Below are 12923 nucleotides of genomic sequence, written 5' to 3' on the forward strand. Positions count from 1 at the left end.
CTAATGAATTTACCCCAAGAAAATAAAATTTATTATCACCCTCAAGGCAAAGAGATAGAGGTATTTGAGCATTGTTATAAAAATCAACTACCTCTCATAATCAAAGGACCGACTGGTTCTGGCAAATCGAGATTTGTAGAATATATGGCAGAGCGATTTCAGAAAGAATTAATTTCTATTGTCTGCCACGAAGAAACTTCCACAGTGGATTTATTGGGAAGATATATTGTGAAGGGCGCTGACACCGAATGGATAGACGGACCTCTGACCCAAGCCATTCGACGAGGTGCAATGATTTATCTAGATGAAATAGCAGAGGCTCGACCTGATGTGTTGGTGGCAATACATTCTTTGACCGACCACCGTAGAAAATTATTCTTGGATAGACACAATGAAGTGCTCAATGCTAGTAATGGATTTATGCTCGTTGCTTCGTTTAATCCAGGTTATCAGCGAGGGTATAAAGAACTAAAAGCCTCTACTCGCCAGCGATTCGTGATGATGACTTTTCAGTATCCCAATAAAGAGATTGAGACTGAAATCGTAGAAAAAGAAACAGGTGTCAATACAGCGACAGCAAGCCGCCTCATACAGATAGCACAGAAAGTGAGAAATCTAACCGAACTCGATTTGACCGAAACGATATCTACTAGACTATTGGTCGATGCAGGGAAATTGATTCATTCAGGACTACCTCCACGACTAGCTTGTAAAGTAGCCATAGCAGAAACCCTGACCGACGATAAAGATATTCAGTTGGCATTAGAGGATATTATCAATATGAATTTTTAGATGGAATGGGATCAATACATATTCAAGAAAATAAGTGAGCTCGTCCACTACATTCGCACCGAAACCGCTGACCCTTTAGAGGAGGCAAATAAAGTGAATTTAGATGAGATGAGTCATAGACTTACTTATCTAGCGCAGATGATATGCGGAGTTCCGATTAGGATTTATCCAGCCGAAAAGATAGGAGGGTGGAAGGGCAGTACTTTTTTTCTTCCTCCTTTCTACACTCGTGGGATGAACGATGAAATAAATCGCAATTACTATGTATTTAGGACAATTTATATGTCAGGACAGTTTCTTTTGTTTCGATCAAGTCTAATATCTGAAGAAGATCAAAATGTAGACAGACTTCATATGTCTGAAAAATATGCAGCTCAAATTATTGAGTTTCTCAAAAAACAGTTTCCATTTTTTGAAGAATTATATCTAAAAATCATAAATGCAGAATTAGACTATCAGCACAAAAAATTTCCAAACCATAAACCCACAATGGAATGGGTTTATGGCAAGCATTATGCATTTGATGACAAAGACTGGAACGACTACAACGAACTTATAAATCCTTTGAAAAAAAGCACGGTAGCTGATGAAAAAGACAAGGAAAAATACACTGAAGTCAAAGGTAAAAATGTAGAGAATACGCAAATACTACGTATCAATACAAAAGAGCAAGAAGAGTATACGCTCACCCATAATTTTGAAAAAATAGAAACGCTCGATACCTTCTCAGGGCGGTGGCGAAATTTTGATGGTAGCGATGATATGGACGAACACGCCGAGGCACTCCAAGAGTTGAATATTCAGCAATTAGTCCGTGTGGATAGCCCAGTGCATTCTATCTATAAGACTGACTTTGTCAATGCAATGGGACTAAACGATGTCGATGTCAATATTTCTCATTATGATTTTAGCTATCCAGAATGGAACGAAAAATCACGCCAATACAAAGAGAATTATTGCAAACTCATATACAATCGACATAAAGAATCACGGCCAGAATACACTCAAACTATTCTGAAAAAGTCAAAATCAAAAATCCAGAAGCTCAAGCGAAATTCTGAAAAACATTTGTCTGATTATTATGTCAAAAAAAGATTGGCCGAAGGCGATGAACCAGATTTAGATGCATTGGTAGAGACTTATACAGATATTCATACTGGAAAGACCCCAAATGAAAATGTATATATATCAAAACGAAAAAAAACAAAAGACATTGCCATTTTAGTTTTGACTGATTGTAGCTTGAGTACTGACGGATACACACTCAATAGAAGAATATTAGATATAGAAAAAGAGGCGATTATTATAGCTTCAGAGGTTTGGGATAGTTTTCAGTTGAAATTTCAGATAGATGGATTCTCAAGCCATACCCATTCTCAATGCTACTATACAACCTATAAGGCTTTCCACGAAAATTGGACAGATGTTAAATATCGTGTAGGTGATATGAATAGTAGCGGATATACCCGCATTGGGGCAGCGATTCGTCACGCTACCTATATTTTGTCCAATATCAAAGCAGACAAAAAATGGCTACTCCTCCTATCTGATGGTAAACCGAATGACTATGACACTTACGAAGGAGATTACGGAATCTATGATGTGAAGAAAGCCATTCGAGAAGCTGAATCCAAAAATATTTTTTCCTCTGCTATAGCTATTGAAGCGAGTGCAAAATTTTATTACCCAAAGATGTTTGGCACTGCGGGGTATAAAATATTAAATCATACGAATCATTTGAGCGATGTGCTTACACAGTTTTATATTAATCTTTTAAAATAAAAATTTATGAATCTTAAATCAATTTTCATTTCAATCTTATTGCTTATTGCATTTTCCTGTCAACAGAAAAAAGAGTGTTGCAAAAAAGATGCTAATTCGGAGACTCAATCGAAATCAGCACTTTCAGATGAATCTATCTATCAGCTCACGAGTGACTGGAAAAAACAAGATGGAACCACGATAAAGCTAGAATCTATGCGCGGAAAAATAGTTGTCGCAGCGATGGTTTTCACCAATTGTGCTTCCGCTTGCCCGCGTATCGTAGCAGATATTCAGCGAATTGAAAAAGAAGTAAATTCTAATGATGTACACTTTCTACTCATTAGCATGGATCCTGAGAAAGATACGCCAGAGCGATTTAGAGAATTTGCTAAAGAGAGAGGAATCGGCGATCAGTGGACGATGATTTCTTCAGTTCAAAGTTCTACCGACGAAATAGCTAATGTATTAGGGGTAAAAATTAAGAAACTATCTGATGGTGGATTTGACCATTCTAATTCGATCTACGTACTGGATGTCGATGGTAGTATCGCTCATATTCAGGAAGGATTAGAACAAGAGCCTACACAGGCAATAGCCAAAATCAAAGAACTCATAGCCAAAATGTAAGTGATGTTAAACGCAGAAAACACAGTCGGTGAATGGGTGGCAAGCAACTGGAATACCGCTACTATTTTTGATAAATATCAAATAGATTTTTGCTGTGGAGGTGGGGTATCACTGCGTGAGGTGTGCGGAAAAAATAATTTGAAAGTAGCAGATGTAATTACTGAACTACAAGAATCCAAACCTAATGCCAATGTCATTGACCCTAATTCATTAGAAATACCAGAATTGGTCAGTTACATTATAAAGGAATTTCACGAAGAAATAAGAGTGCAAATTCCTATTATAAAATCATATTTGGATAAAGTAGTACAAGCACACGGTCTGAATCACGAAGAACTTATTGATATTCAAAAATTATTTGAAGAGGACAGCGTTGATATTCTTTTTCACTTACAGAAAGAAGAAGAGGTTTTATTTCCAATAATCTCGCAAAAAGATTTCGATAAAACTAATACATTCATACTCTCCCCTATTAATCAGATGGAACTAGAGCACCAGCAAGAAGGTGATAGATATAATATGATAGCTACACTTTCTAATAATTTTACAGCTCCTGATGATGCTTGTAATTCATACAAGCATTTATATCATTTGCTAAAACACTATGTAGATAGACTGCACCAACATATTCATATCGAAAATAATATCCTATTTTATAAATTAAAAAATCAATTGTTTCATTAAAATTCAAGCGTATGAAAAAGAGTGCAATTATCAATTTTCTGTTTATTTTGATAGCAGTACAGTCCTATGCCCAGTTCAATATTTCAGGGCAAATTTTAAATCGTAGTGAGTACCGTCACGGATTCGGCACATTAGTAGATAGTGGTGTAGAGGCAGGGTTTTCCATAGGTCAGCGCAGCCGGCTCAATGCCACCTATCAAGCTGATAAAGTAAAATTCGGCGCCGCTATTCAAGATATTCGTACGTGGGGCAATACTTCGCAAATTAAAATTACCGATGGGTTTCAATCTTTACACGAAGCATGGATGGATATTCAATTTCACCCCAAATTTTCTGCCAAAATTGGTCGTCAAGAATTAGACTATGATGATGCGCGTTTTCTTGGGAATCTCGACTGGGCATTACAAGCTAGAGCTCACGATATAGCATTATTGAAATATTCGGACTCTGCCAATCAGCTTCAAATTCATGGAGGGTTTGCATATAATCAGACAGGTGATTTTCTCACAGGAACTTACTACAATCAAGCTAATCAATACAAGATAGCCCAAATGCTTTGGTTGAATAAAAAATGGGATCAATTCACTATCGGTTTTTTGATGTGGAATAATGGTATGCAATCCGATACGACTGTTACACACAATAAAGACAAGGTCAATTATACCTCTACTATTGGTATCCCAGTGATTCAATACAAAGAAAAAGATTGGACGTTTAGAGGATTTTTCTACTATCAGTTTGGATGGGATCAGAAAAATAAAAATGTAGCCGCCTTTGATGCGAATGCCGAGATTAATTATTCCAAACTAATCAATGAAACAAAGAAAAATAAAATATCTCTTACAGGAGGATTTGAATACATTAGTGGAACAAGCCAGATAGACCCTACCAATACTCAAAATAACTCTTTCAACCCTTTGTATGGCACGAATCACAGACATAATGGATATATGGATTATTTCTATGTAGGAGGTCGCCATATCAATTCTGTAGGATTGATGGATGGGTCTTTGAGATGTAAGTATGATATCAATCCCAAGGTATTTCTAGGGGCGACCATACACTATTTTAATTCTGCTGCGGATATCAGAGATGTTAATTTGATTGGCTTGCAGAAAGCAAGTTCCTATTTAGGTACTGAACTTGACTTGACAGCAGGCTATTTATTTTCCGAAGCGGTGTCATTTCAAGGTGGATATTCACAGATGTTTGGCTCAGAATCTTTACAGATGTTGAGAGGAGGAAATAAAGATGCTACCCAAAATTGGGCATATTTAGCTATCTTATTCCGTCCAGAAATGAAAAATAGATTTACAGGATTGAAGTGGTAAATAGGATTGAATTTTGAAGAATTGTCCAATTGTAATTTTATTTTTCATCGTTTCCATTTTTAGTTGTGCAGAATCTTATCACCAGTCTGATCATTTGATCCGTGATAAGATTCATACAGCTGAAGATGCATTGGTAGAATTGAAATATGGCAATAATCGCTTTCTAGATAATCAATTAATAAATACCGATTATCACAATCAAATAGAACACACCAAGAAACACCAAGCCCCTCATAGTTTTATACTCTCGTGTATAGATTCTCGCATACCACCAGAAATTATTTTTGACCAAGGTATTGGAAATCTATTTGTAGCTCGTGTAGCAGGGAATATTGAAAACTCACATATCCTTGGGAGTATGGAGTATGCTGTGAAATTCAAAGGAACCAAACTAATCGTAGTGATGGGGCACGGTAGCTGCGGGGCTATTAATGGTTCGCTAGACAAGATACACATTGGAAACCTTTCTTCTATAATGGAAGACATTGAAATATCACATACTGATGACCATAGAGTAAAAGAAAATGAATCTACTCTCACTTGTCTGAATAATATTCATACTACGATGAATGACATTCGGAAAAAAAGCAAAATCATTGATAGCTTGCTTGTAGTGAATCAAATCCAATTGGTAGGAGCCTACTACGATATTAAAAGTGGCGAGGTTAGATTTTTGGATGATTGAATCCTTGAACTTCTACCCCTGATTCGCCCAGTTCTCTCTATCCAAACTGCGATAGTGAATGGCTTCTGCAAGATGCTCGACTTTGATTTCTTCGCTCTGAGCGAGGTCGGCTATGGTGCGAGACACTTTAAGAATACGGTCATAAGCACGGGCAGAGAGATTTAATTTCTCCATAGCGCGTTTTAAAAGATTTCGACCTGCATCAGATATGATACAAATTTCTTGCACTTCTTTGCCTCCCATTTGTGCATTGGAGTGAAGTCCTTGTATTTCTTTAAAACGCTCCTGCTGTATATCTCTCGCACTCATTACTCGTTCCCGAATATTGGTGCTTTTTTCCGATTTAGTTTCGGAAATGAGTTCGTTGAAATTCACAGGAACAACCTCTACATGTAGGTCGATTCTATCTAAAAGAGGACCTGAAATTTTATTTAAGTATTTCTGGACTGCACCGGGTGGGCATACGCATTCTTTTTCTGGGTGGTTGTAATATCCGCAGGGGCACCGTTGTGCGCACTTCTTGTTACTTTCGCCTAAAAGGCTCAAAACGCACACAGGAGGCGGATTTAATCGATCCTCGGACATTGGGAGACCATTTGAGAAAAGCACGTCTAGAAAGGAAATTATCGCAACCACAGGTGGCAAAGATACTTAATGTGGTGGCAGATACGGTAACTTTATGGGAGCTCAATAGGAATGAACCAACTGAAAAGTATGCCTCTAAAATCATCAAGTTCATAGGGTACTTCCCCTTTGAATGGGAACATGAAAATCTCCAAACTCAGGTAAATTATGCGAGGATGGTTTCGGGGCAAACCTTGAGACAAATGGGTAAGGAAATCGGAGTTGATTCCTCGACAATGTATAAGATTTTTAGTGATAAGTCGGAACCGAAAGGAGAAACATTAGTGAAAATTAGAAGTTATATAATCATGAATTTAAAATAATATAAAGTGTAGAAATCCTCAAAAACTAAAAGCTAGATAGTTAACTTTGCTTTGATTAACTCATTGTATAATTTTATTAGCTGTTTGATTTATGAAAAAAGATGTCGAAATAATCAATATCAATTGGGAGATGAAAAAATTTGATAAGGATATTATCTCACAGATGCATGGACTTAACGACTATGGTTTGTATCAAATTTATGCAGATCATTATGCTTATGGTAAAAATGCCTTAGTCTATATTGGATTAGCCAAGGAAAATACCTTTGCTGCTCGCTTATTCTCTAAAGATCGCTTAGATTCAGATTTTATTGAATCATCAATTGAACCAACGGAAGTCCGTTTTGGGTACATAGTAAAATCAAGTAAAGACGAAGAAAACAAAGATCATGATTATAGTATGGAGATGTGGGATAAATATATTGAAGTGTCAGAACGATTATTAATTAAAACTCATACCCCAGCTCTTAACAGTCAATTAAACCACAACCATTGGAAAAATAATTTTGATAAGGATTACCTCATTATAAATTGGGGTAATAAGGGTTCGCTATTACCTGAGGTTAGTACTTTTAGAAACTCTTATGCCTTTTGGAATTTTGATACTCCAATTGTGACAACATTAATTAACTAAGAAGCTCTGAAAAGTTTGTTATTAAGAATGTTTTATAGATTTTAATTGATAAGATCAAATTGTGTTATGAAAATTGAACCTTACATTTTCCAGTTAACTCTTAAAAATAAAGAATTGATATCAATTTTAGACCTTGTAAAGGGTACAAATAATACAAAATTTTATGAACCTCTTACAAATAATAGATATAAAGTATATATAATTAAGTCAAAGGACAAGGTATTATATATTGGAGCAACAAAGTCTTCTATTCGAAGAAGGTTATACGAAGGATTGCGAGCTAAAGGAGTTGGAGGTTATAGCGGTTACAAATGGAAAAATTATTCTTCCGTTATCTTGTTTGTTTATACTTTTAATAATTTAGTGAAACTAGAGGCAGAAAGTATTGAAGCTGAATTAGTATATTTATTTAGAGAAAAAACTGGATATTGGCCAGAATGTCAAAACGAAATTCACTTCAATAATGAATACTCTAATGGAAAGCTAATAGCTAAAAAAATTTACGATCAGATTAGTAAAACTAAATATTAATCTTTTAGCTTGTTGGTTGATGCTTAATATTACATATTTACTCAACGTCAACTATCTTTATCTGAAACACTTTACCATGATATGTTTCCTTGAAGAAAATATATGCCATTTAGAACTGTCATATTGTGTATCGCAAATTATTTTTATTTTGATACCTTGTCAAGGCATGTATCAATCTTTCCTATGAAATTTATAATGTACAGAAAGGTGCTTAAACTAATTAAGTTATCTTTTGATACAAAAACCATATTAACTAGGGATAGTTTTTCTTTTTGAATGTATTGTTTTATACTTTCATCACTAATCATTTTAATTGTAAAAATATCTGTCCTTTAAGTGAATTGAATAAATGGGTTTTAATAGTTTCTATACTTAACAAGTATTAGAATTGGTAAGAATTTAAAAATTGAATTCTTCATTAAATTGTAAAAATAATTCAATTTGAATTATTCACTAGTATGCACACAGGTAGATAGCCTCAATAGTTTTCTAAGCTAAACCATAAGTATTTTTTAAGAAAAGTATCATATAAAAAACTTTGTTAAGAGTAGGTTTTCATATACAAACTGATTTATTTGTATATGAAAATCCTTCACATACACTAGTTTAGTTGTAACTTTGCAGACTATCATATTATATTAATACAATATTGTTACCCATCTCAATAGGTATTGACAATTATTATAAATAGTATAAATTAATTAAGTGAAAACTCAAGCAGAATTATTAGGTCATCATCCCGCCACCCCAAATATTTTTGGAGTATGGTTGAGTTGCAATGATGTACCTGTAACTATAGATAAATCTCATAGGGCATTAACACAACTAATTAAAACAACAGACAAACAGTTAATTGATTGGTTGGGGAGCAAGATATTTGAACACCATCATAGTGAATACAGAGTTCAAAAACTAAAAGAGAACTTTACAAAACTAGGATTTGAAAAATATGCAGAACAGAATAGAAAACTACCAACGGCAGATAGAACAAGAAAGGGTAATGCAACTGAGGTGATTTTATCAGAATACATTGAAAGTGCCTTAGGAAAAAAACTTATTAAGGCATTCAAACTGAAATACAATCCGAATGCTGACCAAGCAATAAAAGGCGACGATACTTTACTTATTGATGTAATTGACAATAAAAAGTCAAAAAGAATAAAGCTCTATTTGGGGGAAGCAAAATTCAGAAAGACTCCAAGTAGTAAAGTAATCAAAGATATTTCCAAATCACTGTCAAAAGACAAAAAACCTTTATCATACTCCTTCATGGTTGATGAGCTTGGACGGGATGCTAAAACTAAAGACCTTGCAGATTTGCTTGATACATTTATCATAGATGAAGTAAAAGGAAAAGGAGATTTAATTTATACGGGTTTTCTATTGAGTAATTTGGATACGTTTAATGTTGTTGAAGCTCACCTAAAATCAGATAATCCACTTTTTGTTTTAATATCTATCGGCATTGATGCTCCAGAGGAACTCATTAATAAAGCATTTGAAAAGGCTGAATACCTATTTGCTAATCCTGATCAAGTATGAACATTGAACGAAATATTGAAAGGTTACGCAAGGTAAACAGTGATGAGCTTTTACAGGGTTTAATTGCACAAGCTGATGCACGATATATATTGTTCAATACTTCTGAGCAAAGAGAAAATTTCCCTGCTTACACAATTCAAGATAATAATTTAAACATTTTAGCCCTTTACTATTTAGAAATAGGCTGCTCATTTGGAGAGAACCAAAATTTAGAGTTGTGTAGAGAGCCAATGGAAAAGGGAGCTTCAATCTTAGAATTTGTTCACAGCTCTGAAGTAAACAAAACTGAATTGAGCAATTATTATTGTTTGATTTCTGCTTTAGCTTACTATGTAAGTTTTCAATATTCCAAATCTTTTATCCTCATTCGGAAAATAAAAACCAATACGGTTATTTCAAGCCTCGTAGCACTTTTTCTTGAACGAAATTTTACTGCATTAGCAGAACTGATTGAACGTTTAATTGTAGATGGAACTTATTCAGATGATTTCATTTCAAGTTCTTTTGAGAATGAAAATGAAGAAGGAGAACAAAAAATTTATGAGATAAGTATTGCAAGATGTCTCAACGGTTTTATAAAATACTTTCAGACTGGAAATGAAATATATTTATCTACCGCAAGAGAAAATCTAATCACTTTGAAAGAAATCGTAGAACTAAATTCCGAACCAAGCATGTGGTGGATAATTCGACTTTTAATTTTGATTGCGGACGGATTTAATGAGGCTTCATTGTGGAATTCATTAAGAAGTTATTTTGACATCCATTCTCCTACAATAAAAAGATACATTCAATCACTTGTTTACCTTCAACCAAGAGGAATTTTTGAACTCTTTATAACACAAAGAAAATCTCTGATAAAAGTTTTGAATCCCGAAAATTTTGGATGTGTTGTTACGATTCCAACAAGTAGTGGAAAGACAAGAATTGCAGAAATAGCAATTCTCGATTGTGTTGGTAAAGAATCCGTAAACAAGGTTTTATATATTGCACCTTTTAGGTCTTTGGCTTTCGAAGTTGAAAATTCTTTAGATCAAATTTTATCAAATGTTGGCATTAATTTATCTCACCTCTACGGTGGTAGTTTGTATAATCGACTTGATGAAAAAATTGTTGAAGAATCACATGTAATTATTGCAACTCCAGAGAAAGCAAAAGCAATTATTAGAGGTAATAGAGAAATTGCCAATCAAATTAAGTTAATAATAATTGATGAGGGGCATTTATTGGGAGAAAATAAAAGACTAATTGTAAATGAAATTTTTTATGAAGAGTTAAGATTCTTTATTGAAAAAAACAATGGTAGGTTTTTGGTTTTATCTGCCGTTCTTCCAAACCCAGAAGACTTGGCTCTTTGGCTTACAAAATCTACAGATACTATTTATAAGGATACTTGGAGACCGTCTGACGAAAGATTGGGTATTTTAGATTGGACAGGCTCACAGGTAAATTTAAATTGGATGAATAACGACGAAACCCGACCTTCATTCAACAACAAATTTGTTTCTAGTGAACAGCAACCATTAAAGCAAAAACAAAGGAAGGTTAGATATTTTCCAAGCAATAAGAATGAAGCAGTTGCATCCACTGCATTTAAACTGAGAAGTTTTGGAACAACTTTAATTTTTGTTGGTGCTAAAAAGTCTGTATTTACAATGGCAAATGCTTATCTTAAATGCTTAGGAAATGATCCCGAAGACTACAAGTGGTCAAACAAGAATGAATGGAAATCATTTGAGTTGGCTTGTACTGAAACTTACGGGGAAAATAGTAATTGGCTTTTGTATGCAAAAAAAGGGATTCTCTGTCATCATGGAGGACTACAGGCTGATGTAAGATTACCATTAGAAAGATTGATGAGGAATGATAAGCCTCTTGTAATAATTTCAACTTCAACATTAGGACAAGGGGTTAATTTAGGGGTTTCATCGGTTATCTTCTCTACCATTTATCAAGCAGGAGAAAAAATTACTGCGAGAGACTTTTGGAATATCGCCGGCAGGGCTGGTAGAGCTTTTGTTGACCATGAGGGAAAAATTCTTGTTGCAAGAGATATTTCAGATACTTCAACACCTAGAGCAAAGGAAAAAGTAAGGTGGTATGAACAAACGATAAGACAATACTTCAATAAGGAGGAAATAGATATTGCTTCAAGTGGAATTTTAGCTTTGATAAGGGTATTATATCAAGTTACCTCGGCGGATGGAATAGACATTGATACCTTACTGCAACTTATTACAGAAAATAAAATTGAAGAACTTGGAGAAAAAGCAAAAGTTATTGATGAAACCATTGATTGGATTGATGACACGCTGCTTGCATTGCAAGAATTACATAATACAACGGATGAGATTGACTTTGGGTGGGTGGAATCTTTTTTCAAAAGCTCTTTAGCATTTATTCAAGCAAAAAATCAAGATGTCGTCTCCACAGAAAACATATTGAAATTTTTTCAAGCAAGAGTTAAGGGTATTATTAAGAAAGTTGGAAATGATAAAACAAAATGGAAATCCTTAACTAATTCAGGTATTCCCCTTAACAGCGACCTGTTCCTTGAAAGTAAAATGGATGAAATTCTACTTGCAGTGCGTTCTTTTGGTGATTCAGAAAAATTAATTGATGATAAAATTTCTTTAGCAAATGCTACAATAAACATAATTGAACAAATGCCAATATTAGTGGTGGATATTAATCATACTGCAAATCAAAACTTAAATTCAATTCTTTCAAAATGGATTAATGCAGAGCCAATAAGTTCTTTGAATGCTTTTGATGGAGTCGAGTCCATCATATCAGAATTATTCACCTTTAAATTACCTTGGGTTTTTAATGGTATTGCCAAAAAACTTAGGGTTATGAAAATGACGGACGAAGCTGAAATTATTGAGGAACTGTCAATGCTCATAGAAATAGGATTGCCAAGTTTAAAGGCACTAAAAATTTATCAAGCTGGAATTAGGTCAAGGGTTTCCGCACACGAGCTATCAATTCTCTTTGATGATGAACTTTGGGACAAGAGTATCAAAGAATACAAAAGTGATATTGTTCTACAGAAAGAATATTACAAAACACTTGTTTCACCTATTTGTCAAGAATGGATTGAGTTACTATATGTCATGACAAGAAAAAAGATTCAAACTATTAAAAACATTCCTCATTTTAAATTTGGTAATGTTCATATGAAAACAGAAATATTAATTGCAAAAGAGATAAATGGAAAACAATACCTATTAAGCCCAGACTGCTCTTTTATTCAAGATATTACTGGATCAAAAATTGACTTTAGCTCCGTCAATAAGGTTGTTGGTGTTTTTTTTAACTATGATAGCGAGGATAATCTTTGGAAAATGATACTTGATAATCCATATTTAATAGTTAAGTAACTA

The 12923-nt window shown here is 34.2% G+C and carries 12 protein-coding genes; 11 read left to right on the forward strand and 1 reads right to left on the reverse strand.

Features of this window, described 5'->3' with window-relative positions:
• The first annotated feature begins 3 nt into the window (after positions 1–3).
• The 6 genes from JNL75_05850 to JNL75_05875 are packed head-to-tail and all read left to right on the forward strand — an operon-like array spanning position 4 to position 5883.
• Positions 4–792 (forward strand): CbbQ/NirQ/NorQ/GpvN family protein, encoded by a 789-nt coding sequence (locus JNL75_05850; protein ID MBL7789341.1) that lies wholly within the window; start codon positions 4–6, stop codon positions 790–792.
• Entirely contained in the window at positions 793–2574 is a 1782-nt protein-coding gene (locus JNL75_05855) for a VWA domain-containing protein (protein MBL7789342.1), read from the forward strand.
• 6 nt (positions 2575–2580) lie between these two features.
• Positions 2581–3183, forward strand: coding sequence for an SCO family protein (locus JNL75_05860; GenBank protein MBL7789343.1), 603 nt, complete (start codon positions 2581–2583; stop codon positions 3181–3183).
• A gap of 3 nt (positions 3184–3186) precedes the next feature.
• A complete protein-coding gene (gene ric, locus JNL75_05865; protein MBL7789344.1) occupies positions 3187–3867 on the forward strand; it encodes an iron-sulfur cluster repair di-iron protein in 681 nt (226 codons plus the stop codon).
• Positions 3868–3878: 11 nt separating this feature from the next.
• Positions 3879–5198 carry an alginate export family protein gene (locus tag JNL75_05870; GenBank protein MBL7789345.1) on the forward strand — a complete coding sequence of 440 codons (1320 nt, stop codon included), beginning with the start codon at positions 3879–3881 and terminating at the stop codon, positions 5196–5198.
• A gap of 13 nt (positions 5199–5211) precedes the next feature.
• Positions 5212–5883 carry a hypothetical protein gene (locus JNL75_05875; protein MBL7789346.1) on the forward strand — a complete coding sequence of 224 codons (672 nt, stop codon included), beginning with the start codon at positions 5212–5214 and terminating at the stop codon, positions 5881–5883.
• Between the two features lie 12 nt (positions 5884–5895).
• On the opposite strand, the gene JNL75_05880 is transcribed toward JNL75_05875, so the two are convergent.
• Positions 5896–6468, reverse strand: a complete 573-nt coding sequence (locus JNL75_05880) for an ATP-binding protein (protein ID MBL7789347.1) — start codon at positions 6466–6468, stop codon at positions 5896–5898.
• Between the two features lie 11 nt (positions 6469–6479).
• Here JNL75_05880 and JNL75_05885 point away from each other — a divergent pair, with 11 nt between their 5' ends.
• From JNL75_05885 to JNL75_05905, 5 genes are all read left to right on the forward strand, one after another.
• Positions 6480–6830 (forward strand): helix-turn-helix transcriptional regulator, encoded by a 351-nt coding sequence (locus tag JNL75_05885; protein MBL7789348.1) that lies wholly within the window; start codon positions 6480–6482, stop codon positions 6828–6830.
• 91 nt (positions 6831–6921) lie between these two features.
• The gene (locus tag JNL75_05890) at positions 6922–7464 is read left to right on the forward strand and encodes a hypothetical protein (GenBank protein MBL7789349.1); all 543 of its coding nucleotides are present in this window, start codon (positions 6922–6924) and stop codon (positions 7462–7464) included.
• Positions 7465–7578: 114 nt separating this feature from the next.
• Positions 7579–7995, forward strand: coding sequence for a GIY-YIG nuclease family protein (locus JNL75_05895; GenBank protein MBL7789350.1), 417 nt, complete (start codon positions 7579–7581; stop codon positions 7993–7995).
• 705 nt (positions 7996–8700) lie between these two features.
• Positions 8701–9537: a DUF1837 domain-containing protein gene (locus JNL75_05900; protein MBL7789351.1), complete on the forward strand. Its 837-nt coding sequence runs from the start codon at positions 8701–8703 to the stop codon at positions 9535–9537.
• Positions 9534–12920, forward strand: a complete 3387-nt coding sequence (locus tag JNL75_05905; protein ID MBL7789352.1) for a DEAD/DEAH box helicase — start codon at positions 9534–9536, stop codon at positions 12918–12920. Before JNL75_05900 ends, JNL75_05905 begins: the two co-directional genes overlap by 4 nt.
• Positions 12921–12923 lie beyond the last annotated feature (3 nt).

The organism is Chitinophagales bacterium, from assembly GCA_016787225.1.
GTDB lineage: Bacteria > Bacteroidota > Bacteroidia > Chitinophagales > JADJOU01 > CHPMRC01.